The 16,202-nt window shown below is 48.9% G+C and carries 16 protein-coding genes and 1 pseudogene; 7 read left to right on the forward strand and 10 right to left on the reverse strand.

Annotation, left to right across the window (positions count from 1 at the left end; genetic code table 11):
* Positions 1-41 precede the first annotated feature (41 nt).
* The 4 genes and pseudogenes from ACWGXJ_RS19475 (at position 42) to ACWGXJ_RS19490 (ending at position 2,880) form a co-directional block, all read left to right on the forward strand.
* Entirely contained in the window at positions 42-218 is a 177-nt protein-coding gene (locus ACWGXJ_RS19475) for a YjfB family protein (protein WP_235308518.1), read from the forward strand.
* Positions 219-409: 191 nt separating this feature from the next.
* The gene (locus ACWGXJ_RS19480; protein ID WP_452567424.1) at positions 410-1,765 is read left to right on the forward strand and encodes a dipeptidase; all 1,356 of its coding nucleotides are present in this window, start codon (positions 410-412) and stop codon (positions 1,763-1,765) included.
* Positions 1,766-2,010: 245 nt separating this feature from the next.
* Positions 2,011-2,142, forward strand: a pseudogene (locus ACWGXJ_RS19485) (putative RNA methyltransferase); the annotation flags it as partial.
* 123 nt (positions 2,143-2,265) lie between these two features.
* Entirely contained in the window at positions 2,266-2,880 is a 615-nt protein-coding gene (locus tag ACWGXJ_RS19490; RefSeq protein WP_250260534.1) for a methyltransferase domain-containing protein, read from the forward strand.
* A gap of 70 nt (positions 2,881-2,950) precedes the next feature.
* On the opposite strand, the gene ACWGXJ_RS19495 is transcribed toward ACWGXJ_RS19490, so the two are convergent.
* The 5 genes from ACWGXJ_RS19495 to ACWGXJ_RS19515 form a co-directional block, all read right to left on the reverse strand.
* Positions 2,951-3,337 (reverse strand): hypothetical protein, encoded by a 387-nt coding sequence (locus tag ACWGXJ_RS19495; protein WP_452567425.1) that lies wholly within the window; start codon positions 3,335-3,337, stop codon positions 2,951-2,953.
* A 63-nt stretch (positions 3,338-3,400) separates the two neighbouring features.
* A complete protein-coding gene (locus ACWGXJ_RS19500; RefSeq protein WP_235308511.1) occupies positions 3,401-3,664 on the reverse strand; it encodes a hypothetical protein in 264 nt (87 codons plus the stop codon).
* An 85-nt stretch (positions 3,665-3,749) separates the two neighbouring features.
* Positions 3,750-4,241: a hypothetical protein gene (locus tag ACWGXJ_RS19505; protein WP_013311697.1), complete on the reverse strand. Its 492-nt coding sequence runs from the start codon at positions 4,239-4,241 to the stop codon at positions 3,750-3,752.
* Between the two features lie 142 nt (positions 4,242-4,383).
* Positions 4,384-4,866, reverse strand: coding sequence for a hypothetical protein (locus ACWGXJ_RS19510; protein WP_235308509.1), 483 nt, complete (start codon positions 4,864-4,866; stop codon positions 4,384-4,386).
* 464 nt (positions 4,867-5,330) lie between these two features.
* Complete coding sequence (locus ACWGXJ_RS19515; RefSeq protein ID WP_007431813.1) at positions 5,331-5,558, reverse strand: helix-turn-helix domain-containing protein; 228 nt, start codon at positions 5,556-5,558, stop codon at positions 5,331-5,333.
* A gap of 306 nt (positions 5,559-5,864) precedes the next feature.
* On the opposite strand from ACWGXJ_RS19515, the gene efeO reads away from it, so the two are divergent.
* The 3 genes from efeO to ACWGXJ_RS19530 are packed head-to-tail and all read left to right on the forward strand — an operon-like array spanning position 5,865 to position 9,957.
* Positions 5,865-6,740 (forward strand): iron uptake system protein EfeO, encoded by an 876-nt coding sequence (gene efeO, locus ACWGXJ_RS19520; protein ID WP_452567426.1) that lies wholly within the window; start codon positions 5,865-5,867, stop codon positions 6,738-6,740.
* 4 nt (positions 6,741-6,744) lie between these two features.
* On the forward strand, positions 6,745-8,109 hold the full coding sequence (gene efeB / locus ACWGXJ_RS19525) for an iron uptake transporter deferrochelatase/peroxidase subunit (protein ID WP_452567427.1): 1,365 nt from the start codon (positions 6,745-6,747) through the stop codon (positions 8,107-8,109).
* 24 nt (positions 8,110-8,133) lie between these two features.
* Positions 8,134-9,957 carry an FTR1 family iron permease gene (locus ACWGXJ_RS19530; protein WP_452567428.1) on the forward strand — a complete coding sequence of 608 codons (1,824 nt, stop codon included), beginning with the start codon at positions 8,134-8,136 and terminating at the stop codon, positions 9,955-9,957.
* A gap of 91 nt (positions 9,958-10,048) precedes the next feature.
* On the opposite strand, the gene ACWGXJ_RS19535 is transcribed toward ACWGXJ_RS19530, so the two are convergent.
* The 5 genes from ACWGXJ_RS19535 to ACWGXJ_RS19555 all read right to left on the reverse strand — a co-directional run bounded on the left by ACWGXJ_RS19535 (position 10,049) and on the right by ACWGXJ_RS19555 (position 16,201).
* Positions 10,049-11,461, reverse strand: coding sequence for a type III PLP-dependent enzyme (locus tag ACWGXJ_RS19535; RefSeq protein ID WP_452567932.1), 1,413 nt, complete (start codon positions 11,459-11,461; stop codon positions 10,049-10,051).
* Positions 11,462-11,543: 82 nt separating this feature from the next.
* Complete coding sequence (locus ACWGXJ_RS19540) at positions 11,544-12,632, reverse strand: Gfo/Idh/MocA family protein (RefSeq protein WP_452567429.1); 1,089 nt, start codon at positions 12,630-12,632, stop codon at positions 11,544-11,546.
* Positions 12,629-13,789: a UDP-glucuronosyltransferase gene (locus ACWGXJ_RS19545; protein WP_452567430.1), complete on the reverse strand. Its 1,161-nt coding sequence runs from the start codon at positions 13,787-13,789 to the stop codon at positions 12,629-12,631. The genes ACWGXJ_RS19540 and ACWGXJ_RS19545 overlap by 4 nt, the downstream gene beginning before the upstream one ends.
* A gap of 17 nt (positions 13,790-13,806) precedes the next feature.
* Entirely contained in the window at positions 13,807-15,339 is a 1,533-nt protein-coding gene (locus tag ACWGXJ_RS19550) for a hypothetical protein (protein ID WP_452567431.1), read from the reverse strand.
* A gap of 49 nt (positions 15,340-15,388) precedes the next feature.
* Entirely contained in the window at positions 15,389-16,201 is an 813-nt protein-coding gene (locus ACWGXJ_RS19555; RefSeq protein WP_061828870.1) for an ABC transporter permease, read from the reverse strand.
* Position 16,202 lies beyond the last annotated feature (1 nt).

The raw sequence follows: 16,202 nt of genomic DNA on the forward strand, positions 1-16,202 counted from the left end.
AATACAGAGAAAGAGTCTTCACAATGAAGGAGGGTTGGAACATGGATATCGCAGCATTATCAACAGGTATGAGTCAGGCCAGCTTAGCTCAAGCCGTAAGTGTGAAAGTATTAAGTATGGCTAAGGATCAGGCCGGTGAACAAGGACAGGCTTTAGTGCAGATGATGGAAAAAAGCGTACAGCCTCATCTCGGGGGTCAACTGGACATTCGCGCATAAGTGCATCCATATGCTTGGTTAGGGGCGATTCTGCTCAGGTCTGAACAGACCCGGGTAGAATCGTTTTTTTTATCTCCCTATTTTTCGTTCAGCACAAAACGTAGTAAACTAGACATATCGTCCACAACCTCGGTTCGGAGGATAGCGCAACATTCACACGATTTACATTGAAAAAGGAGGATACATAGTTTATGAGTTATTCCGAATATTTTGAAAAAGCCAGAGAGCAACAACTGGGCGAGTTACAGGAGTGGTTGTCCATTCCGAGTATCTCAGCATTATCGGAGCACAAAAAGGACATTAACCAAGCAGCTGATTGGCTGGCTGCCAAACTGACTGCTGCCGGTCTGGAAAACGTTGAAATCATTCCAACCAAAGGGCACCCGCTGGTATATGCCGATCATTTGCACGCACCTGGTAAACCAACGATCCTCGTGTATGGACACTATGATGTACAACCCGTAGACCCGCTTCACCTGTGGGAAACGCCGCCGTTTGAGCCATCCATCCGTGATGGAAAATTGTATGCGCGCGGAGCGACAGATGATAAAGGACAGGTTTTCTTGCACATTAAGGCAGTTGAGGCCATTTTGAAGCAGGAAGGCAAATTGCCGCTGAACATCAAATTCTGCATTGAAGGCGAGGAAGAAGTGTCCAGTCCGAACTTGCTTGAGTTTTTACAAACTGGAGCTGAACGTCTGGCTGCCGATGCTGTACTGGTGTCCGACACTTCCTTGATCGAAAAAGGGAAGCCTGCCATTTGCACAGGTTTGCGTGGACTATGTTCACTGGAAGTCGCCATTCACACGGCGAACACAGATCTACATTCCGGCTCTTTCGGTGGTGGCGTGCCGAATGCCCTGCATGCTCTGGTGTCCTTGTTGGCAACCCTGCATGACGACAAAGGCCGGGTTAGCGTCGAAGGATTCTACGACGATGTCGCTCCATTATCGGCAGAGATGAGAGAAGAATTTGTGAAGCAAGGCTTCAATGAGAGCAAGCTGCAACAAGATCTTGCACTTGATTCCCTCTATGGCGAAGAAGGATTCAGCTTCGTTGAGCGTGTTGGGGCGCGTCCGACACTGGAGCTGAACGGCGTATACGGCGGCTTCCAAGGGGAAGGCACGAAAACGGTCATTCCGAAAGAAGCTCATGCTAAAATCACGTGCCGCTTGGTGGCTAACCAGAATCCGCAAGACATTCTGGACAAAATCGAACTCCATTTGCGCGCCCATGTCCAGGCAGGAGCTACTCTGGATATTCAACAGGGTGAAAAAGCAAACGCCTTTAACATCGACCCGTCACACGCGTTTCTGCAAGCGGCAGCCGATGCTTTTGAGAAGGTATACGGTGTGCGTGCCCTCTTTACCAAGGATGGAGGCTCCATCCCAATCGTGGAAACCTTCTCCCGTGTGCTGACTGCCCCAGTCGTGCTGATGGGCTTCGGCTTGCCAGATGAGAACCTGCATGCGCCTAATGAGCATTTTAACTTGGATAATTTTGATAAGGGTCTGCTGACGATTGTAGAGTTTTTGAAATCGGTGTAAGCACATGACAACTTCTTATGGTTAAGTTACAATAGAGAGGGCGAAAGCCCTTTCTATTTTTTTTGGAGGAGCGCTACATAATATGATTATTCAGTTTATTCGTTTACGGTAATGTGAGGTACAGTTCATGAAAACTCAACCATTTTTTTCGAAAATGGGTTGGGTCTATTTGGCTGTGCCTTTTTTCATTCACCAAATACGAATGAACGGGGTGCTTTTCTGTGTCCAAATGGAATAAACACGAGATGAAGGCTGGCCTGATTGGTAAGCATGAACATCTCTTTAGGTGTCCTCTATGCTCTCAACCGATGCGTATGGTGGAAGGTAAAAGCCTCCTATGTACGAGTCAGCATTGCTATGATCTTTCAAAATACGGGTATTTACATTTAGCCGCCCGGTCCTATAAGACCAAATATGATAAACAACTATTTTCCTCCAGAAGAATGATGTGCAATAGCGGATTTTTCGATCCCTTAAATGAAGCGATAAGCAGCACTATAATGAAATTTATGAAGCCGCTGTTTGATCAAAAATCACACCTTTACTTGCTCGATGCAGGTTGCGGGGAAGGCACTCATTTGAGCCACATTCAGGATAAGCTGACTTGGAAGGGAATCACCGAGCTTACAAGCGTAGGTATGGATCTGTCTAAAGAAGGTATTGTGGCCGCAGCCAAAGAATATCCTCATCCCCTCTGGTGTGTTGCCGATCTGGCTCATTGTCCATTTTCAAATCAACAATTTGACGGTGTACTCAATATTTTATCCCCTTCTAATTATGCTGAATTTACAAGAATTCTTTCGGAGGACGGCTGCGTCCTGAAAGTTATTCCCGAACAATATTATCTTCGGGAATTGAGATGCTTGTATGAACAAAAAAGGAACACGCCTGCTTATTCGAATGACAATATATTAAGCCGATTTAAAGATCATTTTAAACTTCTATCCGCCGAACGGGTAACCTATCGTTTTATGTTAAATGCCGACCTCTTGAAACCTTTGCTCCATATGACTCCCTTATCGTGGGGAGCTACGGAAGCAGACTGGCAGCGAGTGCAGGAAATAAATTTACCGTATGTCACAGTAGATTTGCTCATCTTATGCGGTAAAAAATAGATACTAAAAAGCATTCACAGCATGGGATCATCCATACTTCGTGAATGCTTTTTTACGTTAGTTCCGTCGCTTAAGAAAAACGGGTGTAGCGCAACAGGTGAGCCAGCCGATTGAGCCGTTCTATCTCCCGATCCAACTCATGCAGCGGCTGTCCAGCCAAAGCAGCGTTTGCTCTCAGATCCCGGAGCGGGTTCATTTTCCGACCCATGAGTTTGAGCACCGTGGCCTTCCCCGTGTTATTCACCACCACATATTGCGTTAGCGGGTCAAGCTCAATCCACAATACATGATGCTGTTGAAAAAACGACAATAGTTGCTCTTTTAACGCCTCCAGCTCTTCAAGCTCACCTGTGATTTGCGGATGATGATGAAAAGCCACATAACCCATCACCCGCAGGTCACTTATGATTTGTTCCATATGGAGCGTTTCGTTTATGTACACATTGTTCGTGCTCATGCGGTTTCTTGCACCATTCGTATGATCTTCCCGGATGACGTTCACCACCTGACTATCGTTATATCAAGCTTTATCTTTCCCCTTTTCCAATAGCTGCACAAGCCAGCAACCTCCAAACCACAATGCTCCTACAGCAAAAAAAACGGTATACACCGTATATAACGTGGTCAGTTCAAACAAGCTATTGTACCGATTAAGCAAGATCCCCCACAAGCATAGCAGAAAACTGCTACCATTTTGCTGATGAAAGCGATGCTTGTAGATCCGTTGAATCAAAACAGCCACAAATCCTATCAACAAAACGTGATTCAGCAAAATACTCCACATTTCCATAAGCCCCCTTTTTCACTATAGCGCAATCGGCTTTGAAAAGTCAGGACGTATACAAACCTTTCGAAAAAAAACAACCGGCTTATACGCCAGTTGTTTCTCTTTCTACAAAATACTTATTGGTCATATAATGGGCCTTGCCTCTGGAAGTATCCACCATTCCCTTTTTGTTGTCGAGAAAAACAATCTCCCGGCATTTGGTGCAGTACCACTTGGTCCGCTTAAAGGGAGATTCTGTTACATACGATGTACCACATTTGCAATCTACTTTAATTAAGGTTTCAGTTGATTTGTAAGCCTGGGACAACTCTTTTAGGCCAGTATCCGGCTGTTGAATCGGGATAATAACCTCCTGATAGCTTGAATACTGATTATGCACTTTAAAATCAGCCACCAGTTCCGCATGCAGTCCAAAGTACTCTTTGCCAATCTCGGTTACAAATTTCTTGCCGATTCTGTAACACTCAAGCCATTCCTGTATCTGTTGATTAGACAAAGGCACTGTGCCCTTGATACCACTATTTAATGTGTAAGTCATGATGTATAAAGTATCATCTTGTCTATGTCCGTACATGAGAAGCCTCCTTATAATACACTTGATAATGTACTACAAAGCGTAAAAAACATCAATTTTATTATTTGGCAAAAGACCTAATATCATTTTAGTAGGCACACCAGAGGTGTGAGTGTATAGTTAGAAAGCAACTGACAATCTGTCAGTTGCTTTGTCTTTCCACATAGTATTTGTTGGTCATGTACCATGCCTTGCCTTTATCCGTATCCACCATGCCCTTTTTACGATCCAGGAACACAATGTTATTACACTCCTTGCATGACCACTTGGTTCTTTTGTGCGGTGACTCTTCTATATAGGAAGCACCACATTTACATTCTACCTGAATTAATGTTTTATACTGGCTGTACGCTTCTACCAGTGGGTCCAGTTCTACAGCTTTGCGTTCTATTACAGGCTGTATTATGGATATGTGTTCTCTCTGCTCCGAGTATTCATTATGTACCTTGAAATCTGCTACCAACTCAGGGTTTAAACCAAAATACTGTTTCCCCACAACCGTTACAAATTTGCTGCCAATTCGATATGCTTTGATCCATTCCTGCACCTGCTTACTGGTTAGGTCGACCGTTCCCTTTATACCGCTGTTCAGCGTATAAGTCATCAAGTGTTGGTTGGGTGTCATATGTCTTAACATTCACCTCCGATCAAGAATATACCACAGGTAGCTCTAGGCAAAAGCTACTTTCTACTACCTGAAGCAATGAGCTTTTTCTGCCTTGTGATTCTTCTTCAACACCTATATATAAAAGTATAGCTCAAAACCTGATCCATCTTCCATCCTGTCGTCATGCTGAATACTGCTTTTGTAGGGATTTATATTCTTAGACTATCACCAGATGCATTTCTATCTTAGTATAACTTTGTGGTACAGTCTTATGTTTTGATCACTCCTGTTAGTTGCACCATGATCCCTAATGGTAGTTTCTTCCTTCTATATATAGTACATCATTTACACGCAAATTCCCACATATTTCAGCGGTTTAATCGTTTCACTTTTTTACATACCACAAAACAAAAGCCTTCCCGACCACCCTTCACTGTCGAAGGATCATCGAGAAGACTTTGTACCCCGCAAGGAACGAGAGGTCAGATTTTTAATTCTCCAAGCCTGATTAATTCCACGACCGCCTGTGAACGACCTTTTACGTTCAATTTTTGCATCACATTGGAAATATGGTTTCGGACCGTTTTTTCGCTAATGAATAGCTGTCCGGCGATGTCACGTGTTGTTTTGTCCTGCACGAGCAGTTCAAATACTTCACGTTCACGGTGAGTTAACAAAAACTTGTTTTTGTGGTCGTTACCCTTCGTCAATTTCACCCCTCCTTGCTCGGGTTTTGTGTGGTGTAACAAGGTTAAGGGATACAGTCAACACATTTTATGTCATGTGCTCAGGTATGGTTCAATATGCGGATAAAAATGGGCATAGGCACCTTACTAACTCCCTTCGATGGAGGGTTGGACTCTGCGTCTAATTTATGTATTGACAGGCATATGGGCCAGCCTTATGATAAGAAAAACCGCGACTGATAATCATTATCAAAATAAAAATTCGATATAGATATCGCGCAACAGACTATGGTTCAAGGCCAGTTTGGCCAGAAAGGGTGTTCATTGATTATGAAACTACGTTATGCCGTACCGGCCGGAGTGCTGGTCTCTTCTATTCTGTTCGCAGGTTGCGGACAAACCGGAACTGCTACTCAGCAGCCTGCTGCAACGACCAAAGATGCAGGAGCAACACAGACAACGACTCCTGCCGCTTCTACCCCCAATTTTGATCAAGCGGTAACAGCTTACCGCACCTATGCCATCGAGCAATGCGATACGTTTGTGAAGAAGACAGAAGAATTCACGAACGCGGTCAAAGCTGGCGAGCTGGATAAAGCCAAGGCACTGTACGCCCCTGCACGTATGTACTATGAACGGATTGAACCGATTGCAGAAGCGCTGGGTGATCTTGACCCGAATATTGATGCACGTGACGGTGATGTGGATGCAGCGGATTGGCGCGGCTTTCACCGGATTGAAAAAACATTATGGGAAGAAAACACAACCAAAGGAATGGACGAGTTTTCCGACCGACTGCTGAGTGATGCCAAGCTGCTGCGTGCCAAAGTAGAAACAGTTAATATTGACGCCAGCCTGATGGTAACGGGTGCAGTGGAGTTGCTGAATGAAGTATCCACCTCGAAGGTGACCGGTGAAGAGGAACGATATTCTCATACAGATTTGTACGACTTTGCAGCCAATGTGGAGGGCGCACAAAAGATATATGACATTTTGAAAACAGATCTGAACCAAAAAGATGCGGCGTTGGAAAAACAAATCGGTGAGCGCTTTACGGCCTTACAGCAGGAGTTGGCTCCTTTTAAGGACGGAGAAGGCTATGTATCGTATACAAAACTGAAACCGGAAGAAGTTAAAAAGCTGAGTCAAAACCTCGATGCCTTGGCAGAACCGTTGTCCCAAATGGGGAAATTGTTAGGAGTGTAATGATATGAAAGGCTTTAAGCGGCAAAAAGGGCTAGAAAAGCCGCAGTATGCGGAATCCCATAATGAACAGGGCGATCTGGTAAAAAAGGATGCCAAGCTAGTGGAAGATGAGCCGTCAGGAAAAAGCAAATCCGTATCACGCCGAGACCTATTGAAGCTGGCCGGGGTAGGTGGACTAGGCCTCCTGCTTGGCGGCGGGGGCGTGGGAGCCATGCTGTCAGCCGGTCAACGTCTCGAAAGCATGATGACGGATGCGGATACCAAAGATGTAATCCCTTTTTACGGTAAGCATCAGGCAGGTATTGTGACTCCGGCCCAGGATTTCATCTGCTTCGCCGCTTTCGATCTAACAACCAGCGACAAGGAACAGGTGCGCAGCCTTTTCAAAGCCTGGACGGAAGCAAGCGCTACAATGACTTCTGGCGTGCTGCTTGGCAACGATAATGAAAACCTCAACCTCCCTCCTTCCGATACGGGCGAGGCGGCAGGATTGTCGCCATCCCGCACGACGATCACCTTTGGTGTGGGCCCATCCTTTTTTGATGGACGATACGGCCTGGCCGGGCTTAAACCTGCCGGGTTCCGTGAACTGCCCCGTTTTCAAGGGGATGCCCTGGAGGAGCAATGGTGCGGCGGCGACATCGGAGTGCAAGTATGTGCCAATGACTTGCAGGTAGCTTTCCATGCCCTGCGTAATTTGGCACGTATCGCCAGAGGAACGGCGGTGCTTCGCTGGACGCAGGAAGGCTTCCAGCGGACAGCACAGGCCGATCCTGCGGGAAGCACACCGCGCAATTTGCTGGGCTTCAAGGACGGTACAGGGAACCCCGACACCTCCAAGGCAGACGAGATGAATCGGCTGGTGTGGACACAGACCAGTGACGGACCAGCATGGATGGGCAACGGCAGCTATATGGCTGTTCGCCGTGTACGCATGCGGGTAGAGGTGTGGGATCGTTCAACATTGGGCGACCAAGAGGATACTTTTGGACGTCATCGCAGCAGCGGTGCCCCACTCGGTAAGGTCAAGGAGTTCGACAAGCTTGATCTGGCGGCCAAAAACCCAGAAGGCAAGCCGGTTACACCTCCCACCTCTCATGTGGCTTTGGCTCATGGGGACGGAAGCATTAATATTTTGCGGAGGTCTTATTCGTATTCAAGCGGATTGGACAAGCAAACAGGACAGCTGGATGCTGGGCTGCTGTTCATCAGCTACCAGCGTGATCTGTTCAAGCAGTTCGTTCATATTCAGGAGAAGCTTGCACGCAATGACAAGCTGAACGAATACATTGTACACAAAGGCAGTGCGGTGTTCGCCTGCTTCCCAGGTGTATCGCAAGGCGGCTACATCGGGGATACGTTATTTTAACAGCAGGCAAGGAAGGGGATTTATATGAATCGGCGCAATAAAAGCTTGGGATGGGTGTTTGTGCTGGTGGCAGCTCTGCTGCTGACCGTAGCTCCGTTCATTTCCGGGTCGGTCGCTTTTGCACAAACAGATGCCAAAGCTGTCACCCATGATCAGCTAATGCCTGTAGTGGGCGGAGCACTAGTGGAGGCGGGACAAGCCCAATGGACGGAAGCCTCCAAGGATCTGAAAGAATTCCGCACGCTGTGGGAGGCCGCCAAAACAAATGGCGGAGATTCAGCTCACATCGCGGCTGTAGATCAAGCACTCACCGATGCGGAACAAACACTCGCCAGTGGTGGCGGGGAATCAGCGAAAGCTGCCTTATCCGTGCTGGCGCGCTCGGTCAATGAGTACGTCACTGCTGCCGAAGGGGACAAACCAGCCCCGGCTGGAGCCAAAGCAGCGGAAAAACTGCTTCCCATGGCGAAGGGCAGTCTGGCCGCCATGCAAAAAGGCGATTGGGCTGCTGCCCGGGTGGATTACGATCGAATCGTCAAAGACTGGTATCAGGTAGAAACACCGATTCGTTTGGACAATTTTCCGGTATACAGTTCGCTCGAAACTAAAATCAGTCTCATCCGCATCTCCATGCAAGCTGAGCCCATTCGCCAAGAACAGGCTCTCAAGGAAATGCAGGAATTAACGACTCTGCTGTCTGATTATAGTCAGGGTAAATCTATGAACACAGGTCAAGGAACGAATGCAGGCAATACGATTGCCGGAACGGCGAATGGTTCGGTAGCTTCCCTAGGCGATGCAGTCACCTTGCTCGAATCCGCACGCCAAGATGCTGTAGCTAATCAATCAGAGCAAGCGGCTGACAAGGTAGTGCAGTTTATCGCTCTGTGGCCTTCTGTCGAAGGACATGTACAAATTGCCGATCCGACGTCTTACACTGCAATTGAAAATGAAATGACCGAGACTTCAGGATATCTGCTGTCTTCTCCACCGAATACGGACAAAGCCATTCAGACTCTTGATCAGATGCTGGACAGACTCCGTCCGTTGACGGAAGAACGTTCTTACACTGCGTGGGATGCTGCGCTGATTTTGCTGCGTGAGGGCCTGGAGGCCATCCTCGTGCTCGCAGCTCTGCTGGCGTATGCCAAAAAAAGCGGCGAAGCCGTGGCTGGACGGTGGATATGGGCAGGAGCCGGAACGGGGCTGGTGCTGAGCGGAATTCTGGCAGTACTGTTCACCACACTGGTGGCAGCTGCCGCATCAGGCAGCATGCGTGAGTTGCTGGAGGGTGTCACCGGGCTGGTGGCGGTCGTGCTGATGCTGACCGTTGGTAGCTGGCTGCATAGCAAATCTAATGCTGCCGCGTGGAACCGCTTTGTGGAAAACAGCGTGGGCAACGCGCTGGCACGGGGAAGTCTGTGGTCGCTATTTGCGGTTTCTGCGCTCGCAATTCTGCGTGAAGGAGCCGAGACAGCTATCTTTTATGTCGGTATGGCTCCAGCCATCGAAACCTCGCAATTGCTGCTCGGCATTAGCTCGGCGACGGTTGTTCTAGTCATTCTGGCGTTTGCGATCATTAAGTTCAGTGTACGATTGCCGATTCGTGCCTTTTTCCTGACTGCGACTGTACTGATTTACTATCTCGTATTCCGATTTCTGGGCGAAAGTATTCATTCGCTTCAGGTGGCTGGCAAGCTTCCGGGGCACACTGCCTCCTCGCTTCCGTCCATTAGCTGGCTGGGAATGTATCCAACTTGGGAAACCTTTGTCCCACAAATCGCTGTACTGATCTTTATGGTATGGCAGCTTGTGCGTCAGGAAATGCGCAGCTCCAAGCAACATTGAGTCGATACTACCCTACTCATCATGTAAAAAAACGCCAAATCACAGGTCCGATTTGTATCGGTTCCCATGAGTTTGGCGTTTTTTTACATACTTACAACACATCCTCAGGCAACGGAATCATGCGCTGATGATGCAGCAGGTCTGTGCGGTCACCGTGTTCACGAATGACATGCACCTCCCCACGAAAATCGAGCAGCTCCGCCGGGGTAGCATGTCCCAGAAATTGTAGTGGACTATAGCTTAATCCATAGGCACCTGCATTCGGAAAGGCAATATAATCGCCCTCGTGAATCGGAGGAAGCTGCGCTTTTTTCACAATACAATCCTCGGGTGTACAAAGCGGACCAACAATACTTACCGTTTCAAGCTCCAAGGATGCTTCCTCCGGAGGCTCCCCTATTCGGCTTGCAACCTCTTCTAATGATTGTTCGACAGTAACAGCCGTTTGAGCAGAAGCGTCTCTCTGCCCCATCCGTAGGGTTGCTTCCACTTCTCGTTCTTTGGGTTCTTTTGATTCTCCCGCTTGCCTGCGCATAATTCGCACCGGGTAGTTGTCCCTAATACGGCGTCCTCGAAAAGTAGCTGCGGCGTAGTGATTCATGCCACCATCAGCCACGACAAACTTCTCCCCCTTGGATTCCTTTGTATACAATGCCCGGCAGACATACATGCCCGATTGAGCAACCAGATACCTGCCGCTTTCGATGATTAGCTTAACCCCGGGCATGCGGGTTCGGGTCTGCTCCGCGAGTGCGTTCAGTCCGTCAATGACGTGATCCATATCAAGTGGTTGCTCATGAGCAAAATAAGGTACACCAAACCCGCCGCCCAAATTGACCGTATGCATTGCCACACCATACTGAGCCTGTACCCGTTCTGCCAGCTGCAGCGTATTCGCAAATGAAGCTAAAATCTGATCCGATTTCAACATTTGCGTACCTGTATATACCTGAATACCTTGAAAATGGACGTGTGGGCAATCTTCCAGCACCTTAAAAAAGTGATCCAGCTGCCCTTCATCCACTCCAAAGGGGCGCGGAACACCACCCATTTTAATCGTTGCTCCAGACAGATCGTTATCGGGATTGATGCGAACCGCTGCCCTAACAAGCTGGCCCGCTTGGGCAGCAATGTCCTCCAACAGACGCAGCTCCCTCACCGATTCGACATGAATACAGCCAATTCCATAGGCTATCGCCTCGTTCAGCTCGGCTACTGTTTTTCCCGGTCCGGCGTACAGCACGTCTTCCGCAGCATACCCGGCCTCCATAGCGACGAACATTTCTCCAGCCGAAGCAATCTCAACACCACAACCTAACGAACACAGCAATCCAGCCAAGGCTACGTTACCATTAGCCTTGAGCGCGTAATGTACACGCACGGCCGGGTGCAATCGGGATAGCAACGAGCTGACGTGGGCATGCAGCGCGTCCCCGTCATAATAGTAAAATGGCGTCGGATGCTCGCCGAAACGCTCCAGTAAGGCTTCGTCCTTTTTATCCATCACCTGAGTTCCCCTCCTCTCTATGCCTTGATACTCAGTATTTTGCATCATTCGCTTCCCTCCGCTCGAAAACACATCATACTCATACTGCATAAATCGTCTCGCCCGAGCGTGCTGCTTCATGAATGGCTGCCAGCAGTCTGACGCGTTCTGCCGCCTCGCAAAATGGAACGGGCTCCGCTTCCCCCCGGATGATGCTACAAAAGGTATTCAACTGATTGACATAATAGTTCATAGGCTCGAAAACCGTTTTGGTATGCGAAGATGTCTGTGATAACCCAGGCAGTGCGTCCACATCTGTTATATTCGGCATGATATCCTTCTTTATTTCTGTCTTGAGTGTCATTTTATAAAAACCTAAATTGGCCCGAAAGCAGTCCTTCAAGGTGACCACTGCCGAATCAAAGGTCAGTACATGAGCACAGCGATAAGGCCGCTCGAATGAAAAGAGGGCAGATGCCTCCAATCCGCTTGGATAACGGGCTTGCGCACGAAATGTCCAGTCACAGCCATGGGGACCATCGAAATCCGATTGACTGTGGAATTCCGCCTGCTCTAATCCAACGACGGCTTGAAGCAGCTGGAGCCAGTACACGCCCAGATCCCAAAAGCATCCCCCACCCTGCTCCGGACGAGATCTGTAATTGTCCGCATGTCCTTCTTTTGCCGGAATGCATAGACTCGTCTCTATGGAGCGTAAGCGACCATAACGCCCCGATTCTACGATCCTCCGCAGCTCATGCTGCCAAGGATGGTGCTGCACCATGACTCCCTCCAGCAGGTAAGCACTGCTCTGTTCGACTGTTGCTGCCAAGGGAGCCAAATCAGCCGTATTCAGGCATAACGGCTTTTCCACCAGCACATGCTTATGAGCCCGTAGTGCTTTGTCAATCCACTCGGCATGTAAGTCGTTGCTGAGCGCAATATATACAGCATCGATCTCCGGGTCCTTTAGCATATCCTCAGCATGCCGATAAACGACACTGACGCCAAAACGATCTGCCATTTCTCCTGCCTTGGCAACCGTGCGGTTCGCAAGCGCGGTCACGCGTGCCCCTGCAACATGTCGGATCGGTTCCAGCAACGCACGGGGAGCAATGGCAGAACAGCCAATGATCCCAAAGCGAATATCTCGCATCGCAGGCTCTTGCGCAGCCGCCGCAGCGTTCATAATCCCTGCTCCATTCCCGATGCTCTTGCCTGCATTTGTATGCTATTCACATACGACTCTATATAACGCGGCGTCCGACTGCGCAGCTCTACGATCCTCCGATGCATATCCTCTAGTATCTGAGCACTACCACTATAGGTTTCAATCCACGTCTCGTAGCGCATACCTAATCCCAAACGTTCCCACAGATCCGCATTATGCTTCTCATGCACACCAAATGGCTCCAGCATAATGAGTGGAGTGGCCGTAGCGAACGAGTCGGTTAGGCTGCCACCACCTGGCTTGCTGACAATGGCCTGGACACGACATGCTTGGTCCAGCATGCTATGGTAATCCGGTCCGACCTGATACACTGTCTTCTCGCCCTTTTTTACCTCTCCGAAAGGCGGAAATGTATGCTCCCCGGCTTCATTACGCTGCCATGTCCTCCACTGCGGGTCCATCTGAAAATAGCGTATACTGTCCCGCTGTTCATCCGGTTGATCCTGATCATACAACAGCAGATCCAGCTCCCAGCCCGCTTCTTCCAACCGTCCAACCTTGTCACGGTAGGTGCCCATCCCCCAACCGCCGCCATGTACGAATAAGCGGGATTGCCGTGCTTCAAACGGTACATACTCCACGGCCGGCACATCAATATAGTGGCTGACTCTATTCTTATCATTTTCAAAAAAGGTCGTTTCTCCACAGCCCTCCGCAAAACGCGGGTTATGCTTGGCTAGATTTTTCCAGGAAGGAGAAGGTGTCGAATCCATGTACACGATGTCCACATGCACCGACTCCGGTTCTCTGCGCTTACGATACTCCTCCAGTACATACATCCAATGACCGGATAAGCATATAAAATACCGCCGCTCCTCCTCCATCCATTGGTTCAGCAGCACTTCCATCGCAGCGAGATCCAGTGAATTACGCATATCCTGCGGAACCTTTTGTGACATTAAGGCCACCGCAAAATTGTCATGGTAAGCTTTGCGGCTTTTGTCGACCTTGAGACGAGCCGATTCTGGCAGCACATTTTCAAATACATGAATCGCCGTATCCACGCCCAGCCTGCGAAGACCCGCTTGCAACAACAAGCCAGGGGTATAAAAGCCCAATCCGAAACCGGAACACAAAATCGTTACCTTCATAAGCTTATCCGTACTCTTACGCATGCTCATACGCCTCCCGTTTAATTCAGCACTGTAAAATGATGCTCTGCCAAAAAACGCTCCAGCTTTGTAGTCAATCGCATTTTTTCCTCATCGCTCGCAGCAACCAGTTCCAAATAAAGACGCCCCTTGCCTCGTGCCCGTTCGCTTCCAGCAGTTTCTTTGTTACCATTCAAGTCCGGCTTAGCTATGCCGTTCCCTTCTGATCCGCCATCGCTGGCCCCAATCCCGCTCACACGAACCTGCTTGGCAGGCGATCTGCCTCCGCGCCCAGTTGCATTTCTGCTTGGCGTGCTTGTATGGCCCACAATCTTGTTCTCACCATCTCGTCCACCTGTGTTCACATATAATGTATTGGCACCCAGAGGCATGACACCTTCTTCACGTTCACCTGTGAACAACAATCCTTCACCTTTCAGCCCTTCCAGCAGTTCTTCATAGGATAGACTGCCATCATGGGACAGTGAATAATTCGTCAGCGTACCACGCATATTTTTCCCGGCCAGAAAGGTATCGAGCTGATGCTTGATCAAACTCATCGACTTTCTAGCATTAATTTCGATAATAGGCTCCAGCTTCCCACCACGAAGTGTCATGGAATCAATGCATACATCGCCGTAATAACCATCCTGATACAATTGCCGTCCCACATCCTGCATTAAACTAAAATAGCCCTCGCGCTCCAGCCGCTCTAAAAAAGCCCCGTCCGGCGACAAGGATTCCCGATAGGAGAATTGTGTATTAGCCAGCCATTGTACAGATAGGATATTGACATTTCCATCATCACCAATCGCAAATTGGCATGAAAAATCCTGCTCTTTCTCCTGAAAAGGCTCCAAAAGGAAAAGCACCTGTTTGCCTTTACGCTCCTGTCCACGTAAATACGATACGATCCGGTCCAGCATTTGTGTCGAGGTAATGTGCAGGTTTCCTTTGCCCGATACGCCAAAATCATCCTTGATTAAAAAGCTTCCATCCCGTAGCAGCTTACGCCCCGCCTCAGCGACATCTGCAAACGAAGTCACGATATAGCCTGGGTTGCGCAGACCGAGACTGCGTTTCAGATCAGAGGAATACGTTTTGGCATTTACCTTGCGAATCGTTTCCAGCGGTGGCTGATGCAGTGTTATACCCCAAGCACGTGCAGCCTCCTCCACATGCGGTAAACCCGCAAACGGGCTAAGTACACAGCCTTCCAGTTGAGGAAACCCCTCTCCAGCATCGGCCTTACGACTGCCCAGCAGTTCGAATACTGAAGCGGACGATACGTTGCCTGCACGCTCCATACCGTCGGTCAAATCTCGTTCGTTGACAGCCGGATGAAAGCCCAACTGCGCGATATACTGACGATGTACAGGCGAAATAGCATAACGGGTCAATAACGCATCTCCTGGCTGGCAAAAGCTGAACAGCAGTTCATCCATGGCTGCTACAATCGCAGAAGAAGCCCGGTCAGGCAGGGCTGGCAGGGAAGCTAACTGGGCATCCCGCCAGTAAGCCTCCGCTTCGAACGTTCCCATATACAAATGACGCTGATTCGGTATCGCATTCATATGATTCGCTTCCTTTCCTGCTTCATTATTGGCCCACTACACGGTAGCGCTACTGGCTCGCGCTCGTATAATCACGTAGAGCAAACTGCCATATCAGGCGGATGATCGCCAGCAGCCAGAGAGGTGCGAGAAATGCCCATACCACCAACCCGGTATCCATTTTGCCGAGAATGAACATGGGCGGAAAATTACAAATGACAAACACTGGAAGCACGAACAAACCGATACGCTGAATCAGATTACTGTACACGGCCATCGGCACATAGTTTGTCTCGAAAATGCTGTTGGACAGCTCCGTAACGCCGTTCGTGCGGATAATCCAGAAGGCCAGCAGTTGGGGGAGCAAAAATACGGAGTATGCCGTAAGCACTCCGCATCCGAGCAGCACAGAGAACCCTCCTGCGGTTTCAAAATTAAATGGCAATCCGAGCCGATACCAGCCGATCCCTGTCATAATTCCGCCGCCAATTACATTCGGCACGGTATAGCCCAGCTCAAATTGACGCAGTGTCACCATAAATTGCAGCGATACGGGTTTGGTCATGAGCACATCCAGTGAGCCGGTACGAATTTTGTCAGGCAGGCTTGTAAAATTACTGTAGAACAATCCACTATAAAATCCGCTCATCATCGTAAACACGCCGATATATAACAATATGGCGTCAGGAGACCAGCCATTAATGTCCGTCCCGGCGCGGTATGGAACCGATGCGTACAGCAGCTTGATAAGCAAATAAGCTGTTTCAACCAGAAATGCCGTTATAAAATTAATGCGGTATTCCATCTGCGACATGACGGAAAACTGGACAAACTTCCAGTACAGTCTGATGTAGCGCCTAACGTTTCGGAAAACATTTTTCATG

The sequence above is a fragment of the Paenibacillus sp. S33 genome (assembly GCF_053615415.1).

What these genes read in the sequence shown, in the direction of transcription:
- ACWGXJ_RS19475 (WP_235308518.1), top strand. Translation starts at nt 42, where the DNA reads ATGGATATCGCAGCATTATCAACAGGTATGAGTCAGGCCAGCTTAGCT.
- ACWGXJ_RS19480 (WP_452567424.1), top strand. Translation starts at nt 410, where the DNA reads ATGAGTTATTCCGAATATTTTGAAAAAGCCAGAGAGCAACAACTGGGC.
- ACWGXJ_RS19490 (WP_250260534.1), top strand. Translation starts at nt 2,266, where the DNA reads ATGAAATTTATGAAGCCGCTGTTTGATCAAAAATCACACCTTTACTTG.
- ACWGXJ_RS19495 (WP_452567425.1), bottom strand. Translation starts at nt 3,337, where the DNA reads ATGAGCACGAACAATGTGTACATAAACGAAACGCTCCATATGGAACAA.
- ACWGXJ_RS19500 (WP_235308511.1), bottom strand. Translation starts at nt 3,664, where the DNA reads ATGTGGAGTATTTTGCTGAATCACGTTTTGTTGATAGGATTTGTGGCT.
- ACWGXJ_RS19505 (WP_013311697.1), bottom strand. Translation starts at nt 4,241, where the DNA reads ATGTACGGACATAGACAAGATGATACTTTATACATCATGACTTACACA.
- ACWGXJ_RS19510 (WP_235308509.1), bottom strand. Translation starts at nt 4,866, where the DNA reads ATGACACCCAACCAACACTTGATGACTTATACGCTGAACAGCGGTATA.
- efeO (WP_452567426.1), top strand. Translation starts at nt 5,865, where the DNA reads ATGAAACTACGTTATGCCGTACCGGCCGGAGTGCTGGTCTCTTCTATT.
- efeB (WP_452567427.1), top strand. Translation starts at nt 6,745, where the DNA reads ATGAAAGGCTTTAAGCGGCAAAAAGGGCTAGAAAAGCCGCAGTATGCG.
- ACWGXJ_RS19530 (WP_452567428.1), top strand. Translation starts at nt 8,134, where the DNA reads ATGAATCGGCGCAATAAAAGCTTGGGATGGGTGTTTGTGCTGGTGGCA.
- ACWGXJ_RS19535 (WP_452567932.1), bottom strand. Translation starts at nt 11,461, where the DNA reads ATGGATAAAAAGGACGAAGCCTTACTGGAGCGTTTCGGCGAGCATCCG.
- ACWGXJ_RS19540 (WP_452567429.1), bottom strand. Translation starts at nt 12,632, where the DNA reads ATGAACGCTGCGGCGGCTGCGCAAGAGCCTGCGATGCGAGATATTCGC.
- ACWGXJ_RS19545 (WP_452567430.1), bottom strand. Translation starts at nt 13,789, where the DNA reads ATGCGTAAGAGTACGGATAAGCTTATGAAGGTAACGATTTTGTGTTCC.
- ACWGXJ_RS19550 (WP_452567431.1), bottom strand. Translation starts at nt 15,339, where the DNA reads ATGAATGCGATACCGAATCAGCGTCATTTGTATATGGGAACGTTCGAA.
- ACWGXJ_RS19555 (WP_061828870.1), bottom strand. Translation starts at nt 16,201, where the DNA reads ATGAAAAATGTTTTCCGAAACGTTAGGCGCTACATCAGACTGTACTGG.